This window comes from Streptomyces sp. NBC_01351, assembly GCF_036237315.1.
In the GTDB taxonomy this organism is placed as follows: Bacteria; Actinomycetota; Actinomycetes; order Streptomycetales; family Streptomycetaceae; genus Streptomyces.
Map to the genome: position 1 here is coordinate 3,103,308 of NZ_CP108356.1, position 22,434 is coordinate 3,125,741.

The 22,434-nt window shown below is 70.3% G+C and carries 27 protein-coding genes and 1 pseudogene; 12 read left to right on the top strand and 16 right to left on the bottom strand.

The genetic code is table 11. From position 1 onward, the window contains the following. Positions 1 to 97 precede the first annotated feature (97 nt). Positions 98 to 880 carry a polysaccharide deacetylase family protein gene (locus tag OG625_RS13790; RefSeq protein ID WP_329379894.1) on the bottom strand — a complete coding sequence of 261 codons (783 nt, stop codon included), beginning with the start codon at positions 878 to 880 and terminating at the stop codon, positions 98 to 100. A 237-nt stretch (positions 881 to 1,117) separates the two neighbouring features. Continuing rightward, positions 1,118 to 2,725 carry an MDR family MFS transporter gene (locus OG625_RS13795; protein ID WP_329379896.1) on the bottom strand — a complete coding sequence of 536 codons (1,608 nt, stop codon included), beginning with the start codon at positions 2,723 to 2,725 and terminating at the stop codon, positions 1,118 to 1,120. 133 nt (positions 2,726 to 2,858) lie between these two features. Here OG625_RS13795 and OG625_RS13800 point away from each other — a divergent pair, with 133 nt between their 5' ends. Together OG625_RS13800 and OG625_RS13805 are read left to right on the top strand one after the other, a co-directional pair. Further along, positions 2,859 to 3,437 carry a TetR/AcrR family transcriptional regulator gene (locus OG625_RS13800; RefSeq protein WP_329379898.1) on the top strand — a complete coding sequence of 193 codons (579 nt, stop codon included), beginning with the start codon at positions 2,859 to 2,861 and terminating at the stop codon, positions 3,435 to 3,437. 141 nt (positions 3,438 to 3,578) lie between these two features. Further along, positions 3,579 to 4,037, top strand: coding sequence for a hypothetical protein (locus tag OG625_RS13805; protein WP_329379900.1), 459 nt, complete (start codon positions 3,579 to 3,581; stop codon positions 4,035 to 4,037). Positions 4,038 to 4,058: 21 nt separating this feature from the next. On the opposite strand, the gene OG625_RS13810 is transcribed toward OG625_RS13805, so the two are convergent. Next, positions 4,059 to 4,517 (bottom strand): nuclear transport factor 2 family protein, encoded by a 459-nt coding sequence (locus OG625_RS13810; protein WP_329379903.1) that lies wholly within the window; start codon positions 4,515 to 4,517, stop codon positions 4,059 to 4,061. 89 nt (positions 4,518 to 4,606) lie between these two features. On the opposite strand from OG625_RS13810, the gene OG625_RS13815 reads away from it, so the two are divergent. Next, the gene (locus tag OG625_RS13815) at positions 4,607 to 5,146 is read left to right on the top strand and encodes a TetR/AcrR family transcriptional regulator (RefSeq protein WP_329379906.1); all 540 of its coding nucleotides are present in this window, start codon (positions 4,607 to 4,609) and stop codon (positions 5,144 to 5,146) included. Between the two features lie 15 nt (positions 5,147 to 5,161). Here OG625_RS13815 and OG625_RS13820 read toward each other — a convergent pair whose 3' ends face one another. Together OG625_RS13820 and OG625_RS13825 are read right to left on the bottom strand one after the other, a co-directional pair. Next, positions 5,162 to 6,310, bottom strand: a complete 1,149-nt coding sequence (locus OG625_RS13820; RefSeq protein ID WP_329379909.1) for a hypothetical protein — start codon at positions 6,308 to 6,310, stop codon at positions 5,162 to 5,164. A 76-nt stretch (positions 6,311 to 6,386) separates the two neighbouring features. After that, entirely contained in the window at positions 6,387 to 7,463 is a 1,077-nt protein-coding gene (locus tag OG625_RS13825) for a hypothetical protein (RefSeq protein ID WP_329379911.1), read from the bottom strand. Positions 7,464 to 8,136: 673 nt separating this feature from the next. On the opposite strand from OG625_RS13825, the gene OG625_RS13830 reads away from it, so the two are divergent. Beyond that, positions 8,137 to 8,670 carry a hypothetical protein gene (locus OG625_RS13830; RefSeq protein ID WP_329379915.1) on the top strand — a complete coding sequence of 178 codons (534 nt, stop codon included), beginning with the start codon at positions 8,137 to 8,139 and terminating at the stop codon, positions 8,668 to 8,670. Next, entirely contained in the window at positions 8,667 to 9,269 is a 603-nt protein-coding gene (locus OG625_RS13835; protein ID WP_329379918.1) for a hypothetical protein, read from the top strand. The genes OG625_RS13830 and OG625_RS13835 overlap by 4 nt, the downstream gene beginning before the upstream one ends. Here the strand turns inward: OG625_RS13835 and OG625_RS13840 are convergent. Beyond that, complete coding sequence (locus OG625_RS13840; RefSeq protein WP_329379921.1) at positions 9,266 to 10,696, bottom strand: TerD family protein; 1,431 nt, start codon at positions 10,694 to 10,696, stop codon at positions 9,266 to 9,268. The genes OG625_RS13835 and OG625_RS13840 overlap by 4 nt on opposite strands. 173 nt (positions 10,697 to 10,869) lie before the next feature. Here OG625_RS13840 and OG625_RS13845 point away from each other — a divergent pair, with 173 nt between their 5' ends. Next, complete coding sequence (locus tag OG625_RS13845; protein WP_329379922.1) at positions 10,870 to 11,382, top strand: hypothetical protein; 513 nt, start codon at positions 10,870 to 10,872, stop codon at positions 11,380 to 11,382. 104 nt (positions 11,383 to 11,486) lie between these two features. On the opposite strand, the gene OG625_RS13850 is transcribed toward OG625_RS13845, so the two are convergent. The 4 genes from OG625_RS13850 to OG625_RS13865 all read right to left on the bottom strand — a co-directional run bounded on the left by OG625_RS13850 (position 11,487) and on the right by OG625_RS13865 (position 12,982). Continuing rightward, entirely contained in the window at positions 11,487 to 11,627 is a 141-nt protein-coding gene (locus tag OG625_RS13850; protein WP_329379924.1) for a hypothetical protein, read from the bottom strand. After that, positions 11,615 to 11,797 (bottom strand): hypothetical protein, encoded by a 183-nt coding sequence (locus tag OG625_RS13855; RefSeq protein ID WP_329379927.1) that lies wholly within the window; start codon positions 11,795 to 11,797, stop codon positions 11,615 to 11,617. The genes OG625_RS13850 and OG625_RS13855 overlap by 13 nt, the downstream gene beginning before the upstream one ends. Positions 11,798 to 11,838: 41 nt before the next feature. After that, positions 11,839 to 12,672, bottom strand: a complete 834-nt coding sequence (locus OG625_RS13860) for a hypothetical protein (protein ID WP_329379930.1) — start codon at positions 12,670 to 12,672, stop codon at positions 11,839 to 11,841. 130 nt (positions 12,673 to 12,802) lie between these two features. After that, complete coding sequence (locus tag OG625_RS13865) at positions 12,803 to 12,982, bottom strand: hypothetical protein (RefSeq protein WP_329379933.1); 180 nt, start codon at positions 12,980 to 12,982, stop codon at positions 12,803 to 12,805. Between the two features lie 319 nt (positions 12,983 to 13,301). Here OG625_RS13865 and OG625_RS13870 point away from each other — a divergent pair, with 319 nt between their 5' ends. Then, entirely contained in the window at positions 13,302 to 14,210 is a 909-nt protein-coding gene (locus OG625_RS13870) for a S41 family peptidase (protein WP_329379936.1), read from the top strand. Here the strand turns inward: OG625_RS13870 and OG625_RS13875 are convergent. From OG625_RS13875 to OG625_RS13885, 3 genes are read right to left on the bottom strand one after another with little or no spacing between them, the layout of a single operon-like run. Then, positions 14,207 to 14,833 carry an NIPSNAP family protein gene (locus OG625_RS13875; RefSeq protein ID WP_329379941.1) on the bottom strand — a complete coding sequence of 209 codons (627 nt, stop codon included), beginning with the start codon at positions 14,831 to 14,833 and terminating at the stop codon, positions 14,207 to 14,209. The two genes, OG625_RS13870 and OG625_RS13875, sit on opposite strands and share 4 nt — an antisense overlap. Continuing rightward, on the bottom strand, positions 14,830 to 15,546 hold the full coding sequence (locus OG625_RS13880) for a Fic family protein (RefSeq protein WP_329379943.1): 717 nt from the start codon (positions 15,544 to 15,546) through the stop codon (positions 14,830 to 14,832). The genes OG625_RS13875 and OG625_RS13880 overlap by 4 nt, the downstream gene beginning before the upstream one ends. Next, entirely contained in the window at positions 15,536 to 16,294 is a 759-nt protein-coding gene (locus OG625_RS13885) for a hypothetical protein (RefSeq protein ID WP_329379946.1), read from the bottom strand. The genes OG625_RS13880 and OG625_RS13885 overlap by 11 nt, the downstream gene beginning before the upstream one ends. A gap of 380 nt (positions 16,295 to 16,674) precedes the next feature. Between OG625_RS13885 and OG625_RS13890 the strand changes: the two genes are divergently transcribed. Together OG625_RS13890 and OG625_RS13895 are read left to right on the top strand one after the other, a co-directional pair. Beyond that, entirely contained in the window at positions 16,675 to 18,210 is a 1,536-nt protein-coding gene (locus tag OG625_RS13890) for a hypothetical protein (RefSeq protein ID WP_329379949.1), read from the top strand. Positions 18,211 to 18,278: 68 nt separating this feature from the next. Further along, positions 18,279 to 19,553 carry a hypothetical protein gene (locus tag OG625_RS13895; protein WP_329379950.1) on the top strand — a complete coding sequence of 425 codons (1,275 nt, stop codon included), beginning with the start codon at positions 18,279 to 18,281 and terminating at the stop codon, positions 19,551 to 19,553. 119 nt (positions 19,554 to 19,672) lie between these two features. On the opposite strand, the gene OG625_RS13900 is transcribed toward OG625_RS13895, so the two are convergent. Together OG625_RS13900 and OG625_RS13905 are read right to left on the bottom strand one after the other, a co-directional pair. Beyond that, positions 19,673 to 20,431: an amidase domain-containing protein gene (locus tag OG625_RS13900; RefSeq protein WP_329390654.1), complete on the bottom strand. Its 759-nt coding sequence runs from the start codon at positions 20,429 to 20,431 to the stop codon at positions 19,673 to 19,675. Continuing rightward, positions 20,380 to 20,547, bottom strand: coding sequence for a hypothetical protein (locus tag OG625_RS13905; protein WP_329391304.1), 168 nt, complete (start codon positions 20,545 to 20,547; stop codon positions 20,380 to 20,382). The genes OG625_RS13900 and OG625_RS13905 overlap by 52 nt, the downstream gene beginning before the upstream one ends. A 316-nt stretch (positions 20,548 to 20,863) precedes the next feature. Between OG625_RS13905 and OG625_RS13910 the strand changes: the two genes are divergently transcribed. Next, on the top strand, positions 20,864 to 21,295 hold the full coding sequence (locus tag OG625_RS13910) for a VOC family protein (RefSeq protein WP_329379952.1): 432 nt from the start codon (positions 20,864 to 20,866) through the stop codon (positions 21,293 to 21,295). Positions 21,296 to 21,366: 71 nt separating this feature from the next. Here the strand turns inward: OG625_RS13910 and OG625_RS13915 are convergent. Beyond that, positions 21,367 to 21,524, bottom strand: a pseudogene (locus tag OG625_RS13915) (transposase); the annotation flags it as partial. A gap of 255 nt (positions 21,525 to 21,779) precedes the next feature. On the opposite strand from OG625_RS13915, the gene OG625_RS13920 reads away from it, so the two are divergent. Continuing rightward, a complete protein-coding gene (locus tag OG625_RS13920) occupies positions 21,780 to 21,902 on the top strand; it encodes a hypothetical protein (RefSeq protein ID WP_329379954.1) in 123 nt (40 codons plus the stop codon). 146 nt (positions 21,903 to 22,048) lie between these two features. Next, positions 22,049 to 22,429 (top strand): hypothetical protein, encoded by a 381-nt coding sequence (locus tag OG625_RS13925; RefSeq protein WP_329379957.1) that lies wholly within the window; start codon positions 22,049 to 22,051, stop codon positions 22,427 to 22,429. Positions 22,430 to 22,434: the final 5 nt, after the last annotated feature.

Sequence of the window (22,434 nt, forward strand, 5' to 3'; positions counted from 1 at the left end):
ATAGCGATCCTCACAGGCAACCAGTCCAGACACGACCGCGAGCCCTGCAACGCGGTGCCGTTCACCCAAACGAGATACCGACGGCCGGGGCGGCGTGTCAGGAGGTGCGGACCGGGAAGCCGGTGGGCCGGCCCTGTTCCTTCAGCCAGGCCAGTACCTGGTCCAGTGCCTCGACGGTCTGCGCGCGGTTGCCGCCGCCGTCGTGGAAGAGCACGGTCGGGCCGTTGGCGAGCTCGCGCTTCACGGCGTCGACGATGGCGGCCGTGCCCGGCTTCTCGAAGTCCTTGGTGTCGACGTTCCAGCCGAGCGGGCGCATGCCGTTCGCGGCGGCGATGCGGCGGCTGTCGGGGGTGAAGGCGCCGCCGGGGGCCCGGTAGTAGTCGACCTTCGCACCGGCGCCCGCGGCTTCCTCGATCAGCTTCTTCGCGTCCAGGATCTGCTGTTCCTGGTAGGCGAAGGGCTTCTTGTCCATGGTCGTGTCGTGGTCCATGGTGTGGTCGCAGAGCCGGTGCCCGGCCGCGACGACCTTCTTCACGAGGTCGGGGTGGGCCTTGGCCTGCGGTCCGAGCATGCAGAAGGTCGCCTTCACGTCGTACGCGGCGAGGACCTCGAGCACCTTCGGGGTCCATCGGGGGTCGGGGCCGTCGTCGATGGTGATGTTGACCGCGTTCGCGCCGCCTTCCGACGCGTGGGCTATGGACTCGGGTATCCGCTGCGGTTGTTGCTGCTGTGCCGGCTCGGCGTCCTGCTGCCGCGACACGTCCTGGCGCGGGGCCCGGTCCCCCGAGTCGACGAGGGCCGTCACTCCCCAGACCGTGGCCGCCACGGCGACGGCCGAGGCCGCCACGGCGGCACGGGCCTTGATGCCCTGCTTGTCCATCCTGTCCACTCCCCATCCGCCTTGTGAGCGTTCTGTGGATCAGGACGATCTCCGCAGCGGGGAGGTTCCAGCCAAATGGGCCATAAAATCCAGTTAATGGGACAGATGGGATGGATGGGAGGGATGAGATGGACGTGACTGAACCGTGCGGGCGGATGACGCGTGTTCGGCGAAGGACCGGCCCCGGTGGATCCGTTCGTCCACCGGGGCCGGTCCGTCGTCACGTGCCGTCATACGTCAGTGCGCGAGCGACTCCTGCTGCGCCGGCGCGGCCTTGCCACCCCGCGTGTTGTCGTCCGCGTCACCCTCGGCCGGGGCCGGGCCCGCGCCCCGGAGCGGGACCTCCTTGACGAACCAGGCCGCCAGGAAGCCCAGTACGGCGATGCCCGCGCCGAGCAGGAACGCGGAGTGCGTACCGGCCGCCACCGCGTGCTGGTAGGCCTCGCGCACGGCTTCCGGGAGCTTGGCCAGGCTGGCGGCGTCGAGTTGGGCGGAGCCGGCGGCGCCGGCCGCCTCCGGGCCGAGGCGCTCGGACATGGCGTCCGTGACCCGGGTGGTGAAGAGGGAGCCCATCAGGGCCACGCCGAAGGAGCCTCCGAGCGTACGGAAGAGGGTCGCGGAGGAGGACGCGACGCCCATGTCCTTCATGTCGACGCTGTTCTGCGCGACCAGCATGGTGATCTGCATGAGGAAGCCGAGTCCGGCGCCCAGGATGGCCATGTACACGCCGGAGACCAGGCGGGTGGTGCCGGTGTCCATCGTCGCGAGCAGGAACAGCCCGACGACCATGAGCGCGCCGCCGATGATCGGGAACATCTCGTACTTGCCGCTGTTGGTGGTGACGCGGCCCGCGATCAGCGAGACGAGCATCATCGAGAGCAGCATCGGCAGCAGGAGCAGGCCCGAGTTGGTGGCGGAGGCGCCCTGCACCGACTGCTGGAACAGCGGGAGGTAGAGCACGCCGCCGAACATCGCGAAGCCGACCAGGAAGCCGATCACGGACATCAGGGTGAAGTTGCGGCTGCGGAAGATGTGCAGCGGCATGATCGGCTCGGCGGCCTTGGTCTGGGAGTAGATGAAGGCCGCCGTGGACGCGATGCCGACGGCGATCAGACCGGTGATCTCGCCGGAGCTCCACGCGTACTCGGTGCCGCCCCAGGTGGTGACGAGCACGGTGGAGGTGATGGCGATGGTCAGCAGCGCCGCGCCGAGGTAGTCGATCTTCGGGCGCGTCTGCTCCGTCCGCTTCGGCAGGTGCAGCACCGCCGTCACCATCGCGAGCGCGACCGCGCCGAGCGGCAGGTTGATGTAGAAGGACCAGCGCCAGCCCATGTGGTCGGTGATGGTGCCGCCGACCAGCGGGCCGCCGATCATGGCGAGGGCCATCACGCCGGCCATCATGCCCTGGTACTTGCCGCGCTCGCGGGGCGGGATCAGGTCGCCGATGATCGCCATGACGCCGACCATCAGACCGCCGGCGCCGAGGCCCTGGATCGCGCGGAAGCCGATCAGCTGGCCCATGTCCTGGGCCATGCCGCTGAGTGCGGAGCCGATCAGGAAGATGACGATCGAGACGAGGAAGGAGCCCTTCCGCCCGTACAGGTCGCCGATCTTGCCCCAGATGGGGGTGGAGGCCGCGGTGGCCAGGGTGTAGGCGGTGACCACCCAGGAGAGGTGCTCCAGACCGCCGAGCTCGCCGACGATCGTGGGCATCGCGGTGCCGATGATCATGTTGTCGAGCATGGCCAGCAGCATCGCGATCATGAGTGCCATGAGGACGACCCGCACGCTGCGCGGCTTCACCCCCTCCGGGGTCTCGGCCGATTTCGCCACGTCCACCGCCATGTCCACTCCCCGTGTACTTCTTCTGGTGCCAATCCGTTCACCGGTACTTACTTGCCGCCCGGCTAGTTCACTACACTGGGGAAGGTAGCCCCGTAACTTGCCGGGCGTCAAGTAAGTAATTCTGAGGAGAGTCATGCCCAGCAGCAGTCCGCAGCGGCGCCGTGGCGACACGCGCCAGCGCATCCAGGACGTAGCACTGGAGCTCTTCGCCGAGCAGGGCTACGAGAAGACGTCGCTGCGCGAGATCGCGGAGCGGCTGGAGGTCACGAAGGCGGCGCTGTACTACCACTTCAAGACCAAGGAAGACATCATCATCAGCCTGTTCGAGGACGTGACCCGTCCCATCGACGAGCTGATCGCCTGGGCCGAGCAGCAGCCCCGCACCCTGGAGACCAAGCGCGAAGTGCTGCGCCGCTACAGCGAGGCGATGATGGCGGGCGCCGAGCTGTACCGCTTCATGCACGAGAACCAGGCGACCACGCGCGAGCTGAGCATCGGCGAGACGGTGAAGGCCAGGCTGTTCCGCCTGATCGAACTGCTGCGCACGGAGGACAGCCCCGTCACGGACCAGGTCCGCTGCGTCAGCGCCCTGTTCACGCTGCACGCCGGGATGATGTTCCTCCAGCACGTGGAGGCCGACCCGGAGGAGACCCGGCTGGCCGCGCTGGAGGTCGCCACGGACCTCATCACGCGGGCCCACGGGGCGGAGTAGGGGGATCGCGGAACGGCCCCGCCCGTAGGCTCTGTCGGAAGGACTACGGGAGGGGGCCTGTACATGGGCGGGGAACGGGAAGCCGACGGGGACAGGCGGCGGGACCGGCGGCGTCGGCGCGCGGCGGCGATCATCGCCGCAATGGGGAGCACGCTGGCCGCCGCGGTGCTCGCCGTCGTCTCGGGGGTGACGGAAGGCCTGCCGTGGTGGGCGGTGGTGGCCGGTTCCGTCGCGATCGCGGGGTTGGCCGTCTGTACCGGGGTGCGGATCGCCGGGCGGGAAGACGTCCGGAGCGCGGCCCTGGAGCCCGGGGAGAACGTGCTCGGCACGTACACCGTCCGACCCCCGTACACCGCACACGTACCGCCTTCGATGCACGAGGGCCCGCAGTACCAACTCCGGCTGACCAGCCACGGGTTGCAGATGTGGGAGCGTTCCGTCCTGCTGTGGCGGCACCCCTGGCCGGAGGTGCGCGTGACCGTCGACGGCCCCCGGCTGCGCGTCCACCACCAGGGGCGGGAAGCCGGCGTGATGCTGATGGAACACCCGGGCGCCGTACAGGAGATCCGGCTCGCCGCCCGCCGGTACGGGGCGGCCTAGGCCTGCGGCCTAGGTCTGCGGTCAGCCGATCCGGCGGTCCTCGGCGGCGATCGGGACGTCGTTGATGCTGGCCTCGCGGCGGCTCATCAGGCCGTCGAGGGCGAACTCCCACTGCTCGTTGCCGTGACTGCGGTACCACTGGCCGTCGGCGTCGTGCCATTCGTACTCGAAGCGGACGGAGATCCGGTTGCCGGTGTACGCCCACAGCTCCTTGCGGAGCCGGTAGTCGAGTTCGCGCTCCCACTTCCCGGTGAGGAAGGCGCGGATCTCGGCGCGGCCGGTGAGGAAGCGGTCGCGGTTCCGCCAGACCGAGTCCTCGGTGTACGCGAGGGAGACGCGCTCGGGGTCGCGGCTGTTCCAGGCATCCTCGGCCGCCTGGACCTTGGCGCGCGCGGACTCCTCGGTGAAGGGCGGCAGGGGCGGGCGCACGGCGGCGGGGCCGGCGGGGGCGGGGCTGGGGCTGGAGCCGGGGCTGGGCATGGCGATCCCTCTCAGGGTGGAGAACGGTCGTTCTCCAGCCTAGAGAACGGCCGTTCTCTCAGCAAGGGGATCTGGACTACCCTTCCCCCATGGACGACGAAGAGGCCCGCACCCGGCTGCTGGACGCGGCGGAGGAGCTGTTCTACGCGGAGGGCATCCAGGCCGTCGGCATGGACCGCATCCGCGCCGCGTCCGGGGTACCCCTCAAGCGGCTCTACCGCCTCTACCCGGCGAAGGAAGCCCTGATCGCGGCCTACCTGGAGCGCCGCGACCGGCGCTGGACCGCCAGTCTGCGCGCGGCCGTGACCGGGGCGCCCGAGCCGGTCCTCGCCGTCTTCGACTGGCTGGCCGGGTGGTTCTCGGAGCCGGACTTCCGCGGCTGCGCGTTCCTGAACGCGTACGGGGAGCTGGGCGCGGGCCCGGCCGCCGTGCTGGACGTCGTACGCCGCCACAAGGCGGAGCTGCGCTCCCTGCTGGCCGACGCGGCCGGCCCGGACCGCCCCGACCTCGCGGACCGGCTGCTGATCCTGGTCGAGGGCGCCACCGTGGTGGCCGCCCTCGACCCGGGCCCGGAGCCGGCCCACCGGGCGCGGGAAGTCGCGGAGCGGCTGGTCCGCGCGACCGGCTGAGGCCAGGGGCACGCCTTAGCGCTGGTGCCCGCGATTCGTGGTCAGGCAGAGTGCCCAGACGTCGGTGTAGGTGTTCGGCGAGGGCGATCCCCCGGCGTGGATGTTGGCCGTCCAGGACGCGGCCGTGGTGGAGCCGTCGCCGACCGGGTTGCCGTCGGAGTCGCTGGGGAAGCTTCCGTTGAGGTGGGTTCCGCCCGAGCCGGCCTTGGTGAAGCCCTTCGTCGTCACGTCCCCTCCGCTGGCGGCGGCACCCCCGCTGATCAGGAGGCTCCTGTCGCCCCGGCCCCTTTCGCCGTTGCGGCCACGCCCGTGCCGGTCCTGTGCGTTGTCGTCGGCGCAGCCGACGGTCGCCGTCTGGCCGGTACCGCCCACCGTCGGGCCGGCCACTTCGCGGAAGCGGACCTTCGTGGTCATGCCGCTGACGTTGACCCGGTCACCGGTGCAGATCGCGTAGGCGTACGTCGTGTTGTTGTTGTTGCCGTGTCCGCCGCCGATCCCTCCGACGGCGGTCCAGGAGTCGGGGTTGACCTCCCCGTCGGCAGCGGGCTTCCGGCCGAAGTCGTGCGCGGCGTCGTTGAAGGTGGGGAAACTGCCGATCGGCTTGAGGCTGCCGACACTGGCGGGAGTGTTCCGCACACCGCCGCCGAGCAGCATCGTGCCGGCGGGACAGGTCGCCACGACGACCTCCGACGACTGCGGGGCGGAGGGCCCGGCCTTCTGGGCCATGACGACCTGGGTGTGCCTGATCCGCGGGGTGGAGAGGCAGACCGCGTACGCAGTGGTGGAGAAGGCGGGACTGGCGTTGCCCCCGCTGCCGCCGAACGCGAGCCAGTTCGTGACGTCGGTGCCGACGACCCCGGGCGACTCGGTGTACTCGGTGAGGCCGTCGGGGCTGGGAGCCATGCCCAGCACGTGGTTGCCGTTGCGCGTGCTTTCGGTGCCGACGGTCTGGTTGACCCCGCCGCCGGAGACGAGTCCGTCGGCACAGTCCGCGCGGGACGAGACACCGGTGAAGGTGGTCGCGGGGCCCATGGTGGCTTCGGGGACCGTCACGGTGACGCTCGCGACGTCGGCGTAGGCGATTTCCGGGACGGCCAGGGCGATCAGGGCGCCCGGGACCAGCGCCTTCCCCAGGACGGAACGGCGCAGGGACTTCTTGTTCATCGGATTTCTGTCTTTCTGGTGTCAACGCGCGGCGGACGCGGCAGGAGGACGAGCGGATCGGGATGGCGCCAGTGGCTCAGACGCCGTCGTCGGCGCAGAGCGCCCAGACGTCGGTCTTGGTGTTCGGTGAGGACTGACCACCGGTGTGGGTGAAGGCCGTCCAGGACGCCGCCGTGGTGGTCCCGTCACTCACGGGATTGGCGCTGGAGTCGCTGGGGTAGCTGCCGTTGAGGTGGTCGCCGCCCGAGGCCGGTCCGGTGAAGTTGGTGGTGGTCACGTTGCCCCCGCTGATGGCGGCGCCCCCGCTGACCAGCTTCCCGTCCCCGCCACCGCAGGTGACCGTCGTCTTCAGGCCCGTGCTGCCGCTGGTCGGGCCGCTCACCTCGCTGAAGCGGACCTTCACGGTGACGCCGCTGACGTCGATGCCGTTCCCACTGCAGATCGCGTAGGCGAAGGTCTGGTTGCCGGCGTTGTTGTTGTTGTCCCACCCGACGGCGGACCAGGAGTCCGGGTTGGTCTCTCCGTCGGCCGCGGCCTTCGCGCCGTAGCTGTGGGCGGAGTTGTTGAAGGTCGGGAAACTGGCGATCACCTTGAAGCTGCCGGTGTCGCCGGGGGTGGTGCGGGCCCCGCCGCCGAGCAGGCGGGTGTTGGCCGGGCAGGTCGCCGTGACGAGGCCCACCGTCGAGCCGGTGGTGGGGGTGTTGGCCTTGTTCATGACGACCTGGGTGTGGTTGATCAGGTTGCTGGTGAAGCACATCGCGTAGGGGGTGGACGAGAAGGCGGCGTTGACCTGGCCCCCGCTGCCGCCGATGCCGAGCCAGTGGGTCACGTCGGTGCCGACGACCCCGGTGGAGCCGAGGTACTCGGTGGTCCCGTCGGAGCTGGGCGAACTGCCGTTGACGTGGTTGCCGTTGACGCCCGCGCCGGTGCCGATGGCCTGGTTGATCCCGCCGCCGGAGACGAGGCCGCTGGAACAGTCCGCGTGGGTGGATATCTCGGAGCTGCCGGCGGAGGGTCCGCTGGTGGCCCCGGGGGTCTTCACGGTCACGCCCACGGTGTTGGCGTACGCGGTTCCGGGCACGGCCAGGGCCAGTACGGCGCCCAGGAGCAGCGTCCTGCTCGCGGCGAAGCGGCGCAGAAGTCCTGTGTTCATGTGGATCTCCCCATCTGATGGGCGACACGCGTCGGCAGTAGGCGGTAGGCCTGCGAGGTGGCACGGCGCGGGTACGGAGCGGTATCCGGAAGCGGGGGCGCGGGCGCGGGCGGCTGCGCGTCGTCATCGGCGGCGGTGCTGAACCGCCACGGCGTCACAACGGCTGTCTGCCTCGCGGATGTAAGCCGCTCGGGGGCAGACCAGGGGTTCGGACCGGCCATCTCGCCACCTGTTCGGAGTAGCGCATGCGGACTCTAGCAGCCAGAACGCCTTGCATCTACATAGGCAATTCGCGTTGTTTTGCAGCAAATGCAATGAACGCCAACAGCGGCGGCCCCGGCAGGAACACTTGCACCGACCCGTCCACGGGGCACGGTTGCCTGCCTCCTCTGAACACACCCGCTGACCACGTGCCCCCCTGGAGCAGCCCAAGGGGGGCACAACACGTCTGCCTGCCTTCCCTCCCTGCCGTAGACCTCGCCTGGCAGCGGCTCCCGACGTGAGCATCCGTACTCAGGCCCCGCCGTTCGACCTCCCCTACGGTGTGAAGGTCGATACGCGGCACAGCGGCAGGGAAGAAGGCATGAACGTCAGAAGAGTTGTGGCATCGGGAGCGCTCCTCGCGCTGATCGGAACGACGACGACCGCGTGCGTCGGTCGGCCGGCGGAAACCATGAGCGAGCAGCAGGCCGTATCGCGCGCCGAGGAGATCATCCGGCAGGCGGTGGCCGGAATGTCCCCGCAGCCGACCCCGGAGCGGGGTGGGCCCCACGGCCCCGGAGCCTGCCTGTCCGAGTTCGGATCCACCAAGCGGGCCCAGGTGCACTTCTCGTACCAGCTGAAGGGCGTGCCCGGCTCCGCCGCGAAGGGCCTCCTCCGCCAGGCCCGGGACGCCTGGGTCGAGCAGGGCTACGAGTTCCAGGGCAAGAAGGGGGACGGCGACTGGACCGAGCCGGACCCCTCCCTCTTCATGAGCACAGGGCGCGACGACTTCTCGATGAGCGGCGGCGTCGGCATCACGAACGTGAGCACCGGCGAGGGCATCGCCTACATCACCGTCAACTCCCCCTGCTATCCCCGGCCCGAGCCGAGCGCCTCCTCCTCCTCGGCCGCTTCTTCCGAAGCCGGTCGCCCGAGCCCCCACCGGACCAGCGGAAACGATCCGGCTCAATACTGGGAGTCGTTCCGACGCAGAGGGGATGCATGAGCACGGGCACGGGCACGGGGCAGTTCGAGCTGACGTACACGGGCGGGGTCCACGGGTACGCCGGGAGGATGGCGACGCACATGTGGGCCGGGATCGTCGACGGCTTCGATCCCGTGGAGCTGCGCTACCCGGTGGAGTCCCTGCACGACGACACGCACTACGCCGCCGAAGTCGTCGGCCAGGGCATCCCGACCATGATCTTCCGGGGCAACGCCTTCCGCGGCCGGCCGCGCCTGGCCGACATGGACCTCCACACCGACGGCTGGAACGCCAAGGTGAAGCGCCGCAGCCTGGCCGTGAGCCCGTACGGCCGCGCCCTGCGGATCGAGGTCGCCGGACGGTCGTACCGGTACATGGCAGGGGCCGGCCGGCTGAGGCGCGAGCTGCGGCGGGAGGGCGCGTCCGTGACGATGACCCGCTCGGAATGGCACCGCCCGCGCCGCATCACGGGTACGTGGCAGGGGCGGGCGGACGGCATGGACATCGGCCTGGCGATCCTGCTGGAGGCCGCCTACAGCCGGAACCTCACTTTCCTCGGCGCACTGTACTCGTGGCCGGGCCGGTTCCTGAGCCGGTTCCTCCAACTCCCCCTCGGCTAGCGGCGGCGGGTCCAGAAGCCTCCGCCGCCTCCCTGGCGGGGCTCCATGGACCAGCCCCCCGGCCCCTTGACCACCAGCAGCCGCGGCCCCGCGGGCAGCGCACCGCTGCCACGCCCCCGGCCCGTCCGGGAGAAGGCGCTCTGCTGGTGACCGCCGCGCCGGAGGTCGCTCACCTCGAAGAAGCCCTTCTTCTTGGCGTTGCCCAGGAAGTGGTATTTGACCCCCGTCTCGCCGCCCGTGTACGCCACGACGTCCGGTCCGACCCCCTCCAGCGGGCCGTCGAACGTCCGCAGCGTCGACACGGGCCTCAGCCGGATCGTCCACGACCCCTTGCCCCACGACTCGACGTGCAGCCGCAGCGGCGTGTGCCCGTCGTGGTGGAAGACGCCCACCCCGCGCAGCTGCGGCATCGCGCTGATCAGGGCGGTCCGCCAGGGTCGCTTGCGCACGGTCAGCGTGAAGACGTTGATGACGCGGCCTTCCTCCTTCAACACGTCCACGACCACGAAGCCCTTCGGGAGGGCGAGGCCCGGGTCGATCTCCTCAACCGACTCGCTCCCTGAGAACACGACGGGCGTGAACTCGGGCCCCATCTCGGGCGGAAGCTCGTTGCACCGCGCCAGGGGCACGCCGAACGGCGGCATGACGAGGTGTCCGAGCCCGCTGGTCTTCGCGACGAGGGGAACGGGCCCCGGTACGAGAGCGGGAACGGGAGCCGCTTCGGGCAGAGCGACCGCCACGGGCACGGCCATCGGCACCGGGGCGACCATCGGCTCCGGTATGCGGTCCACCGGCATCCTGTCGTCCGTCGCGCCGTCGTCCAGCACCCCGTCGTCCGTCGGGTCGCCGTCGGTCGGGTCGTCGTCGGTCGGGTCGTCGCCCGTCGGGTCGTCGCCCGGCACCGAGAAGCCGAAGTCCGCTGCCAGGCGCGGGAGCCCGGAGGCGTATCCCTGCCCCAGCGCACGGAACTTCCAGCCTCCGTTCCGGCGGTAGAACTCACCCAGCAGGAGGGCCGTTTCCGTCGTCGCGTCCTCGACCGCGTACAGCGCCAGCTGCTCGCCCGTGGCCGCGCTCACCACCCGCAGGTAGAGGTCGGCGACTTCCCCGAACGTGGGGCCGTCGGACGAGGCCGTGACCACGATCCGCTCCACGTCCGGCTCCACGCGGCCGGGGTCGATCTCCAGCCAGTCCGCGACGATCCCACCCTCGCCCTGGGTGCTTCCCGCCAGCCGTACGCCGCTCCCGGCGTGCTCCGGCTGGTTGTAGAAGACCAGGTCCTCCGCGCCCCTGACCTTTCCGTCCGCGGCGACGAGCAGCGCTGCCGCCTCGATCAGCGGTTCTTCCTGACCGCCGGAGCGGCGGACGACGGCGACCCGCATGGGCTCGCCGCTGAGAGGGAGGTTTCCCCCCTTGATGATCTGCGTCATGCACGCATGATGCACACACCCCAACTCACCTTGTTTTCCAGTACTGGATACTTCTCTTCGACTTCAAACGGAGGGTTGCCAGGGCAGTTCGCCGCGCCTAAATTCCTTGATCGTCGGCTCGGATCGACGAGAACGGCATCGCGGCCGAGGCCGGCAAGAAGAGGGGCACTGACTTGACCCGCTACACACGCATGGGAGCCGTCCTGCTCATCGGCGGACTGTTCGTCGGCGGCGCGGCATGGATCGGCGTGAGTTTGGCCGACGGCATGGAAGCCGAACTGGACGGCCCCGCCGCCGTCGCCTCCGCGTCGCCGTCCCAGCGGACCGTCGGCGACGACCTGTCGGAACAGGACCGCGCGGGGCTCGGGCAGAAGATCGCCGCCCTCCAAGGAGACGGGAAGGCGACCGTCACCGCGTACACCCCGGTGTGGGTGGACAAGGACATGCGGCTGGCGAAGATCCCGGTGGTGCTGACCAACTCCGGGACCACGCCACAGCGGATCGAGACGCGCCTGACCGTACGCTCCTCGCCCGATGGGGCCACCGCCACCCTGTGGGAGGGCACGGTCGACTCCGGCGGCGAAGTGGCGCCGGGCAAGTCCGTGGTCACCTCCGTCAGCGTCCAGTCCGTTCGCGACGTGACCAAACTGCGTGCGGACCTCCGCGGGGCCGGCGGCGACGTCTGACCCCTGCGTGGCCGGATCCGGTCCGTGTGGTGATCGCGGAGTCAGACCGGGACGTATCCGATGGCGTCGCTCTCGCCCAGCAGGAGGTGGACACAATCATCGGCCTACGGGGCCTCCAGCACGGCGGGGGAAGCGGTGGTCGACGCCGAGGTCTTCCCCGGCGGGAGGAAGCAGGGCGATGTCACGCCGAGAAAGGCGAGGCCCTCGCCCTTGGCGCGATCCATGACGCCGGTCACGGCGTCCATCCAGAAGTCGTCGCGCTCCAGGCGAGGGTGACCTGCAGTCGGTCGTCGAGGCCGTTGTCGTCTCTGGCGATGCAGGGGCTGACGGGCAGGGCGCCGATGCGCTCCAGTGTCGGCTCGGGGGACATGCCGGCCACTGCCTGGCGGAGGATTTCCTCTGCCCGGTCGATCACCTGACCGACGCCGAGGGGCCTGACCGACTGACAACCCCCGCTCAGCGCCCCAGCGCGGAGCGGAGCGTGATTCCGTACCGGCTGCGCAGGCGCCGTACTTCCCACACGGACAGGGCCGTCACGGACACCGGTCCGCCGAAGAGGAAGGCGGTGAGTACGGCCGCCGGGGCGGCGACGTCGGCGTCGTCGAAGAACTGGAGCACGGCCAGCGACCACACGAGCAGCGGCGAGATCAGCGCGGGCAGCAGCTCGTGCACGTCGGCGGTGCGGAAGCACGAGTTGAGGCCGGTGACGGTGGCGAACAGGGTGAAGCAGAGCGCCGCGACGAGGCCGACGGCGCACGCGACGCCACCCACGATGAGGATGAGGGCGAAGACGAGGCCGCTGATGATCGTGCCGCCGGTCTTCCCGAAGAGGCCGAACGTGATGTCGTTCCCGGCCAGCCACTGACCCACCGGGATGTCACCGCTCAGGAAGGCCAGCATCAGCCAGGCCATGCCCACCCCCAGCGCGATCGCGCCCAACGCCCGCAGGGGCCATATGAGTCGGGACAGGTACAGGCGGCCCAGCGGGGACCGGGCGCCGAGGATGAAGACGGCGATGCCGACGATTCCGGCGGCCAGTACGATCGCGCACCCGAGCAGGAGGTCTTCCAGCTTGCCGAGGACGAAGTCCTCGCGGCCCGTGCTCAGGGGGTAGGCGAACACCAGCCACAGCGTGGCCCCCAGGCCGAGGGCCGTGCGCAGGAACTGCATCCGGCCGATGACCGGGTCCTCGACGCGGCCCGGTCGTGCCGGGCTGGTGAGTGAGAGCGCGAGCGTGACGGGCCTGGAGACGGCCGAGCGCACCGCGCCCGGGCCTTGCTGAGTGGTCAAGTTTCGTTCCCCCGGGAGCGCTTCGATTTTGCGCCCGCCACCCTAACCGATCATGACCACGCCACGTTGTCGCGTCCAAGAGGGTCTCGGCGTGGGGAAATCGTCTACGGCCGGGGGAAGTTGTCGCGCCTCAGCAGTCGTAGCGGTGGGCGTACGGCGTACCGGGGCAGGCGCGGCAGACGAAGAAGTACATGCCGCCGAGGTCGCCCATGTCCATCCCGTGGCCGATCGACTCCGCGGGGTCCTCGTCGAGGGGCAGCCAGCGGCCGCCGTACGGCTCCGAGGCGGTGATGCTGAGCAGGTGTTCCATGCGGGTGCCGCAACCGGCGCAGTCGGGCTGGGTATTCCGTCATGAGCCACCGGATGCACAGGCCCGGAACGATCGCGACCACACCGATCAGGAGATTCGCCAGTCCCGGCGCCCACCAGCCGCTGCCGGGCCGCCCTCCGCCGTTGGCCTCCGCTTCGGAACCGTGCACGGCCCACCCCTTCCTCGTGTCCTGGGAGGTAGATGTCCACGAGCACGACCGGGGTTCCGTCACAGGTGGATCCGTACGCGGGAACTCCTCCTCGGCGGCACCGGAAAAGTCGGTGGCCATCGGGGCGTTGGCCGTCTAACGTGACCCGCCATGCTTACCAACGAACACATAATCGAAGCGGCCCTGGACCGGATCACCGCGGGTTACGTCTTCCCCGAGAAGACCGCCGCGATCGAGGCCGCGATCCGGCCCCGCATCGCCTCGGGCGCGTACGAAGGCCTGGGCGGCCCCGAGCTCTGCGAGACGGTGACGCGGCACCTCCAGGAGGTGTGCCCGGACAAGCACCTGCGGCTGCTGTGGACGGACGAGCCGCAGTCGCTGGAGCCGGTGGACGACGACGGGGGCATCGCCGCCTTCCTCACACTGCTCCGGGCCGAGAACCAGGGGGTCCACCGCGTGGAGCGCCTCGACGGCAACGTCGGACTCATCGAGCTGCGGCGCATCGCGACCGCCACCGAGGGCGCGGCCGCGATCGGCGCGGCCATGCAGCTGGTGGCGCACAGCACCGCGCTCGTCCTGGACCTGCGGGCCTGTCTCGGCGGGGCGCCGGACGGAGCGGCGCTGTGGAACAGCTTCTTCTTCCCCGAAGACCACGACCAGGTGCACCTGCACGACGTCTACGACCGGGGCACCGACTCGACCCGCCAGTACTGGACGTCCCCCCACCTCCCCGGTCCGCGCTACGCGGACCACCGCCGGCGCCCGGTCTACGTACTCACCAGCGAGATCACCTTCTCCGGGGGCGAGGACGTGGCATACACCCTCCAGGCGCACGGCCGGGCCGTGGTCATCGGCGCGACCACGCGGGGCGGAGCCCACCCGACGGCCCGGCACGCGGTCTCCGAGCACACCCTCGTGACGGTGCCGGCGGCGCGCAGCATCAGCACCGTGACCGGCACCAACTGGGAGGGCGTGGGCGTCGTCCCGGACATCCGGGTCCCGGCGGACCAGGCCCTGGACCAGGCCCTGGAGGAGGCGCTGAAGGCGGCCCGTCCCTAAGCGCCCAGCCGCCGCCGCACGTCCCGCACGGACTCCAGCCGGAGCTGCTGCGGCGCCGACTTCAGACGGGCCGAGAGGTCCGGCAGGGCCGGCGTCGCCTCCCCCGCCGTGAACCAGAGCAGGACGTCCTCCCCGGTCCGGACCGGCAGTGCGGGAAACGTGTTCTCCGCGTGCTCGGAGCGGTGGACCGCGAGCGGAGGGGCTCCGGCGGCGGCCAGGGCGGGGCGCAGGTGCTGCTCGAAGTGGTCGGCGAAGGCCGCGGTGTCGAGGGGGTGGCAGATGGTCACGACCACCGGCCCCGGGGTCTCGGGGGCGGGGAAGCCCGGGCCGCGCAGCAGGAGGACGTCGTCCGAGTCCAGCATGGTCGCGTTGGCCGCGTCGCGGTGGGCCTGCCAGACGGGGCCGTCGTAGAAGGCGTGCAGCGCCCGCTTCCGCGCCGCCATGTCCGGGAAGGCGCGCAGCCAGACGAAGCGGTCGGGGTCGTCCAGGTCCCGGAACCGGCCGCCCAGGGTGATGCCGGCCGCCTCCTGCCCGGTGACGAACTCCCGCTCGAAGAGCTCGATGAGGGTGTCGCGGGTGCCGGGGTGGAGGGTGTACTGCCGCAGTTCCACGATGACGTTCATGGCCGGAGGCTAGGGCCGGTCCGCTGACATCCCCTGTCAGTGGACCGGTGACGGCTGGTCGAACGGATGCGGATGAGTACGGAGACCAGCGCGGCGAGGTCCGCCGCGCCGGCCGCGTCATCCGCGTAGCGCGTGGTCTGCAAGGGGCCGACCTGAGCCGGCCGGACCCCCTCCCGCTCCAGTACGTAGCCGAGGGCGAGCATGGCGAGGCGGGCGTTGCCGTCGGGGAAGGGGTGGAAGAACGCCACGTCCAGGTAGACCCTGGCCGCGCGGGAGGCCGGCGGGAGACGCGGGTCGGCGCTGTCGCGCAGACAGCGCTCGAAGTCGGGCCGGGTGCGGGGCGTGAGTCCGTAGCGCTCCCGGCCGCCCTTGGCGAAGGCGTCCCCTTCCCGGAAGGCGACCTCGGGCACCCCGAGCACGAGCCCCTGCCACTCCGCCAGCAGCGCGCAGGTCAGGGGGCGCGCGTGGGAGGCGTCCGTACGCGACCGCCCGAGCGCCGCGCGCAGGCGTTCACCGCGAGCCGGGTCCGAGGCGCGACCCCCCGCGTCGCACCAGTCGACGAGGCCGTCCACGGTCGGGGCGGCCGGGGCGATCGGTGTCGCGGTCAGCGTCGGCGTCGGCGTACGCGTCGCCGTCGGCACCTCACCGGCCGCGGAAGCCCAGTCCACCCGCTCCCTGATCCGGCACCAGTCGGCCAAGGCGTCAGCGGTCACGATAGGGCCGCTCCCCCGTCAGGCCCACGGCGAGATCCTCGCCCACGGCATCGACCAGGGTCCGCGGCGGTTCCGTCCAGCTCTTGAACCGTCCGCCGATCGCGGCTTTGACTGCCTCTCGCGCGTCCTCCGGCCCCATGCCCGTGGACGAGAGGAACCACGTCAGCACCGTGTGGCAGAGGCTGTACCAGCCGCATTCGTGACCCGTGCGGTCCAGTACGACCGTCACCAGGCGGACGGCCGCCCGTTCCAGGTGCCAGCTGCGGTCCTCGGCGTCCACTCCGGCGGGCGGCGCGAGCTCCGCGAACCGCTCGGCCAGCTCCTCCAGCCAGTCGCGCCACTCCAGCAGCGACGCGACCACCTTGGCGGCCGTCACCTCGGGCTCGCCCACGGAATGCGATTCGCAGCACCAGCTGACGACCACGCCCCCGCCGCCGCCCTCGCCGAGCGCCCAGTGCCATCCGCAGGTCCACCGGCCGTACCGGGCCGCGAGGAGCTCCGTGACCTCGGCGCGGAAGCGGTGCCTCTCGCGCCACGTGGCATCGGCGGGAGGGGGCACCATCGAGGCGATCAGCACCGTCATCCGGGAGGCCTCGTCCTCGTCCCAGACGAAGGAGTTGAGGCCGGGGTCGGCGGCAGGCCACGGCAGCCAGGCCGGGGCGAGCTCGTGGTCGATGGCCGTGGTGTACCTCCGGAACCGGGCGACTGGGCAGGGCGACTGGGCAAGGCGACTGGGCGATCCTGCCAAGGGCGCACGGCTTTGTCAGACGAATTTCCGGGGGCCGGCGCGCGCGTTCGCACGAACCTCGCCGCTCGGGCTCGGGGCGGTCGGAGCCGCGGAGGGGAAGGGCCCGAACTGATTGCAGACATACACGCTCAGAAGTTCATCATGCGATCCCTCTTACCCCCCCAAGGGTCAAACAGCGCGCGTCAGTTCAACGCCACGCCGACGATGAAGTTACGCTCCGTTACCCCGGACATCAGCGAATGCAAAGGGGAAACCGGGTGGAAAATACGGTCGGCGGCCTGGAAAGGCCGGAAAGGCCACCGCGAAGCGGAACAGCGGCGCGGCAGCGGTACCTGAATCTGGTTCTGATCCTCGCCGCTTGCGCGGCGCTCCTCGGCGTCATGACACCTACGGCCAGCGCCGCGCCCAATGTGAAGGTGACGGTCACGCTCGACCGCATCCGGGCACTGAACAGCTCCGAAGAAGGCGCGTGCGGCTCGGTCGACTGGTACGCCAAGCTGTTCATCAACGGCGTGCCGTTCAACAACGAGGACTCCGAGAGCCAGGACGACCTGGAGGGCCAGGAGGACATCAGCCCCGGCTGGGAGTTCTCCACCGAGGTCGACGTCGCCACCCTCGATCAGAGCAGCGGCGTCGCGAAGCTCCCCGTCACCATCGAGGTGTGGGACGAGGACGGCGGCTTCTGCGCCGGCGACGACCACTACGACGCGTCACCCGTGGTCGGAAGGGGCATCAACTTCCAACTGGGCGTGTCCCCGTGCCGGATGTTCTTCGACGCCGCCGACGGTGTCCCGTGCGGGAGCGGCATCGTCTCCTCCGGTACCGCGGAGGACCGGGCCGAAGTGACGTACTCCGTGACCGTGGACGATCCGGCCAGCGCACCGGGCCTGCGCATCCGGTGCACGTCCAATCCCGTCTCGCCCACCATCGGCACCCCCGTGACGATCACCGCCACCGCGCTCGACGGTGCGCTGATGCCCACCGTGATCGCCGATGAGCTGCAGATCGTGGCCCAGCGAAACATCTCGGGCGTCTCCGTGAGGCATCCGGTCGCCGACCGGAGGGTGTCCGGGGTGAACAGCACGTCCGTCACGTTCACCCCCATCGAGGGCGGAGACCTCGTCTACGGCTGCCGCCTGCGCGAGGGCGCCACGGCCCTCTTCACCGGCTGGCGCCGCGCGGACGTCAACCCCGGCAGCGCCGCGGAGCCGCTGCCGATCTCCTACACCGGCCCCCGCTCCAGCCGGATCGACATCGTGTTCATCGCGGACCGCGACACGTACCCGAACGGCGCGCGCGACATGCAGTTCCTGGAAGACGTCCGCCGGGTCGTCGACACCTCCTACTACGGGTTCAACGAATTCCTGGCCAACCAGGACAAGTTCAACTTCTGGATCGCACGCGCGCAGGGCCGGGCCGACGACGCCAACGACGGCGATTGCGACCACGAACTGCCCGACAACTGGGACGACGCCTTCGCCTTCGCGGACGCCGGCGCCATCCTGCACCGCAAGAACCAGCGCGACTGCGCCCTGCGCGGCGACCGCATCTTCTCCGGAGTGGTCGACACGGCCGTGCGGACGGACGCCCTGCAGGTGGTCACCCACGAGAACGGGCACCAGCCCTTCGGGCTCGCCGACGAGTACCCCCCGGACGGCGGCTACTTCCAGCAGGAGGTCGCGCCCAACGTCTACGAGGACATGGCCGGCTGCATCGCCGACGCGCCCGCCCTGGGCCGTCAGGCGACCGCCTGCCGCAGGTGGGAGCGGCCCACCGACTGGTGGCCCGACCCGGACTGGTTCAGCTCTGAACCCTCCCCCAACGACGTGATGTTCAACAACACCGGTCCGGCGAACGCCGCCGACATCAGGAGGTTCAACCTGATCTTCGGCGACTGCTCGACGGCGAAATGCTGAGGGGGCCCACGATGCGCCGTCACCACCACCATCACCCTCGCCGTGACCGCTACCGTTCACTGCTCGCGGTGATCATCATGGTCGCTCTCACCCTGGTGATCGCCCCACTGCAGGGCTCCGCCGACTCCTTCCGGCGCGACGACCCCGATCCGACCACCATCCCGCTGCCCCTCATGGACGACGACGACCCGGCGAAGGCCGTGGTCGCACGGGTCACGTTCGCCAGTCGTACCCAGGCCACCGTCGACCGCACGTCGGTCAGTCTCCAGCGCGCCCACACGCACATCGGCGATCCGCCGATCCTGAAGCTGAGCCTCACGGACGTGGACGGCCAGGTCATCGACCGGATGAACGCGTGGAGTCCCCTGTGGGCCTACTCGCACGGCGACCGGGAGCGGGTGGACATCAAGGCCGGCGGGTCGGGCAGCTTCATCGTGCCCTTCTCGCCCGCTCTGTCCACCATGACGATCACCGACTCCGCGCTGAACAGGGACGTCGTCACCGTCGACGTCAAACCCGCGATCCGCGCCTTCTGCGTGTCGCACCCCAGTGACCCCGACTGCCTGGAGAGCGATCTGTCGGTCGACGCCGTCGAGCCGCGGGCCCCGCTCTTCGCCGTCCTGGGCAAGCCCGTCACGGTGACGGTCGCCAGCACCGTCTCCAACGCCGGTCCGGACGGCCCCACGGACGCGCGGGTGGAACGTACGGTCACCGCCGGAACCGGCGTGACCGTCACCCCCGACACGCCGGAGACGACCGAGGTCGCGCTGGCCGTGGGCACGCCCCAGCGGCTGGAGAAGACGTACACCGTCACCTGCACCCAGCCCGGGGCACGGACACTGGACTTCACCACTGCGGTGGCGCCCGAGCGCGCTTCCGTGATCGACCCCCAGGAGGCCAACAACCGGCGTACGACGCGACTCACCGTGGACTGCGCCGTCCCGATCACCATCAACATCCAGCCGGGCAGCACGCGCAACCCGGTCAACCTCAACGGCGCCGTCCTTCCGGTGGCCGCGCTGACCACCCGGGCGGGCGAGTACGGGAACCCGATCGCCTTCAACGCGACCGGCATCGACGCGGCCTCGCTGCGTTTCGCGTCGCCGAGTGTGCTGCTGCTCGGCGGTGGCGTACCCGAGATCCACAGCCGGATCCATCCGGAGAACTCCCTGGAACCGGACGAGGTGACCCGTGACGGCGACACGGACGCGGTCCTGCACTTCCGGCCGCGGAGCGACGCCCTGACCCCGACCGACACGAGCGGCTGCGTCCTCGGGCGCTTCGCCGGCCCGAGCGGACCGCTCAGCTTCTACGGCTGCGACAGCGTCACGATCGCCCCGTAGAGCGCAGCGAGTTCCTTCACCACTGCGGCGGCCCACGGCCGTCCGTCCGACACGAGGGGCGTCGCCCGCGTGGTTTCCCACGCGGGCGACGCCCCTCCGTATGCCGAGGCCGGATCAGGTCACCGGACGGTCTTCGAACCGAGCTCGCCCGGCGTCTTCGGCAGCCAGGGCTGGACGGCCGTGGCTTCACCGGGGTCCGGCTCGGCCATGCTCACCCGATAGACGTCCCTGTGGTCATCACTCACGGGCCGGACGTTGATCTCTTTGATCTGACCTGTGTCGTGCAGGTAGGGCACGACCATCTGCCGGTACGACCCCTCGTCGTAGAACTCCGCGGTGACCTTCCCGCGGGCGCCCTTGCCGAAGGACGCGATCCAGTTCTCGGCGGTCTTCCGGGTGGCTGCCCTGTCATGATCGGGGTCGCCCAGGGACGCCAGCTCGTCGGCCTTGCCGTCGGCGATGCGCCACACCACCTGCTGGGTGATGCCCAACGTTCCCGTGGACGGGTACCCGACCACGGCGAGCGGCGGGTGACTGCTGTAGTCCCCGGCGTACCGCGCGTCGTCCGCGTCGTAGTCCGCCGAACAGCTGGTCAGCACGCCGAGCGCCAGTGCCGACACGAGGCCGGCCCGCAGGGACCGTCGCGGCTTCACCAGCGGCTTGCTGTGATCGTTGTACCCGTGCTGGGCGATCAGGACGACACCTCGGCTGTGGCCCGTCACGACCGCCGTGTGGTTGTACACCGAGTCCCCCTTGAACCTGAAGAACAGGATGTCTCCGGGACGGAGGTTATAGGACTGGTTGAGGTAGCCCGGCCGCCGGTGGTTCAGCCCGCGCAGGGGCGGTTCGCGGCCCCGGCGCTCGGGAGGCCGGCCCAGCTCCGGGCCCCGCCGCCGGGCTCGCGGGACTCCCCGAAGCCCCGGGCCCCGGCGCACTCCCGCACCACCGCGCCCATGACGCGCGGGGCGGCCTGACCGTGAACTGACCTAGCCACCCCCGCAATTGTGGGTGCGGCACCGGCCATAGCGGACCGGGCGGGGATCCGCCACGGTTCACGGCCAGCTGATCACCAAGGAACTCGGCTCCTGGCTGTTGGACAACCTGAGCCAAGGGCTGTCCCGTAACTGATCTTTGGCACGAGAGTGGTCGGCTGAGATCGGATCCTGGGTCCCACCCTTTGGAAGAGGCGCCGACCGCGGTTCACCCCTGTGACCGCACGACACAGCAGCGGATGGCAGGGGCCGTCCTCCCGGCAACGTGTGGATCCACCCGCCCGGGGAGATGAGCAGGGCCCCTGTTATCGTGCGCCGATGTCAACGATCAAGCAGTTCCAAGTGACCTTCGACTGCGCGGAACCTGCGCGCCTCGCCGCCTTCTGGTGCGAGGTGCTGGGGTACGTCGTACCGACAGTCCCGGAGGGCTTTGCCACGTGGGAGGAGTACCACCACGAGCTGCCGCCCGAGGACGAGGTCTACTTCGCGTGTACTGATCCCTCGGGTGTGGGCCCGCGCGTGCTCTTCCAGCGAGTTCCCGAAGGCAAGGTCGTCAAGAACCGGGTGCATCTTGATGTGCGGGTCGGCACAGGGCTCGTGGGTGACGAGCGCCTGGCCACACTCGAGGCCGAATGCGCACGGCTGATGGCGCTCGGCGCGAAACACGTGCTGACGCAGCGCGCCGATGGCGTCAACGAGTCGTGCATCACGATGCAGGACATCGAGGGCAACGAGTTCTGCCTCGGCTGATTCTCCTCCGAGACTGCGAGGGGGGAGCCGTCTCCCGGGGACCTCTCAGGTCTCGTATGCGGCAGAAGCCATCCCGTGAGAGCGAGGTTGTGCAGTCGGGCGATGCCGAGCATGGCATGTCGGACCCCGTCGCCCTTGAGACGGCAGTCGCGGAGGATCTCCAGGTCTTCATGCGGGCGAAGACGTGCTCGACGCGGGCCCGGACCTGTTTGTGCGAGCGATTGTGCTCGCGTAGCGGGAGCAGGCATCAACGAGGCGGGCTCCGGGTCCACGATGCAGGCTGCCTCCGCGCTGAAGTCCAGCGGCTTCGAGCCGGGGGGCGAGCTGGAGACGGCGGTGTCGGTGTGGACATCGCAGACCAAGGCGGTGCTGCAGGCCTGCGCTCACATCTCGAACCACTTGGACCACACCCATCGGCCCCACTTCGGTGACGGACGCCGACATGGCGCGCTTCCACACGACCGGGCAGGCCAGGGAATTCGACATGAGGGGAAGCAGCTCGGTGCAGCAGCACGACCTGAACTCAAGCGGCGCCTGGCCCGACTCCGTGGAGACCGGACGCGATGGGACGCGTACGGACATCGGCCGCAACCCGGCCACCCGATGACCGGCAACCGACGGCCCGCGTGGTCAGCCCTGCTGTGCGCCTCCCTCACGATGCTCGTAGGGCTGAGCGTCGCCGGATGCTCTGGAGCACATGGCACCGCAGACGGCGACGGCCGCCGCACGCCGGAGCGCCAACCGTCGGACTGGGTGGGAGGAACCACGGTCGAAGGGGTCACGCAGCGGCTGCATCTCCAGCTGCCGGCAACGGCAAGCGACGCCCGGGCCGGGCAGCGACGGCAGTTCCAAGACGACGCACTGCTCCTCGCCTTCACCCTGCCCACCGGCGACGTCGATGCCTTCCTCACCCAGCTGAAACCGGAGCAGCCGGTGCAGCCCAGGAAAACGCCGTTCGTCGGCGGCGCCGAACCGGGCTTCACACGCCTCGGCCTCCCGGAGCCCGACTCCCTGCCAGACCTCCGCAAGGCCCAGGTCTGCGCCCCTTGTGGGGACAACATCGACCAACTTCACGTCGCTGTGGCACCGCTCGACGAACAGAGCAGCCGCGTCTACATCAAGGGCATCGACTGACCGGT

Bases quoted from the DNA above. Each gene is read 5' to 3' on its own strand.
- OG625_RS13790 (WP_329379894.1), bottom strand. From the start codon at position 880: ATGGACAAGCAGGGCATCAAGGCCCGTGCCGCCGTGGCGGCCTCGGCC.
- OG625_RS13795 (WP_329379896.1), bottom strand. From the start codon at position 2,725: ATGGCGGTGGACGTGGCGAAATCGGCCGAGACCCCGGAGGGGGTGAAG.
- OG625_RS13800 (WP_329379898.1), top strand. From the start codon at position 2,859: ATGCCCAGCAGCAGTCCGCAGCGGCGCCGTGGCGACACGCGCCAGCGC.
- OG625_RS13805 (WP_329379900.1), top strand. From the start codon at position 3,579: ATGGGGAGCACGCTGGCCGCCGCGGTGCTCGCCGTCGTCTCGGGGGTG.
- OG625_RS13810 (WP_329379903.1), bottom strand. From the start codon at position 4,517: ATGCCCAGCCCCGGCTCCAGCCCCAGCCCCGCCCCCGCCGGCCCCGCC.
- OG625_RS13815 (WP_329379906.1), top strand. From the start codon at position 4,607: ATGGACGACGAAGAGGCCCGCACCCGGCTGCTGGACGCGGCGGAGGAG.
- OG625_RS13820 (WP_329379909.1), bottom strand. From the start codon at position 6,310: ATGAACAAGAAGTCCCTGCGCCGTTCCGTCCTGGGGAAGGCGCTGGTC.
- OG625_RS13825 (WP_329379911.1), bottom strand. From the start codon at position 7,463: ATGAACACAGGACTTCTGCGCCGCTTCGCCGCGAGCAGGACGCTGCTC.
- OG625_RS13830 (WP_329379915.1), top strand. From the start codon at position 8,137: ATGAGCGAGCAGCAGGCCGTATCGCGCGCCGAGGAGATCATCCGGCAG.
- OG625_RS13835 (WP_329379918.1), top strand. From the start codon at position 8,667: ATGAGCACGGGCACGGGCACGGGGCAGTTCGAGCTGACGTACACGGGC.
- OG625_RS13840 (WP_329379921.1), bottom strand. From the start codon at position 10,696: ATGACGCAGATCATCAAGGGGGGAAACCTCCCTCTCAGCGGCGAGCCC.
- OG625_RS13850 (WP_329379924.1), bottom strand. From the start codon at position 11,627: ATGGACGCCGTGACCGGCGTCATGGATCGCGCCAAGGGCGAGGGCCTC.
- OG625_RS13865 (WP_329379933.1), bottom strand. From the start codon at position 12,982: ATGGAACACCTGCTCAGCATCACCGCCTCGGAGCCGTACGGCGGCCGC.
- OG625_RS13870 (WP_329379936.1), top strand. From the start codon at position 13,302: ATGCTTACCAACGAACACATAATCGAAGCGGCCCTGGACCGGATCACC.
- OG625_RS13875 (WP_329379941.1), bottom strand. From the start codon at position 14,833: ATGAACGTCATCGTGGAACTGCGGCAGTACACCCTCCACCCCGGCACC.
- OG625_RS13890 (WP_329379949.1), top strand. From the start codon at position 16,675: ATGACACCTACGGCCAGCGCCGCGCCCAATGTGAAGGTGACGGTCACG.
- OG625_RS13910 (WP_329379952.1), top strand. From the start codon at position 20,864: ATGTCAACGATCAAGCAGTTCCAAGTGACCTTCGACTGCGCGGAACCT.
- OG625_RS13920 (WP_329379954.1), top strand. From the start codon at position 21,780: ATGAGGGGAAGCAGCTCGGTGCAGCAGCACGACCTGAACTCAAGCGGC.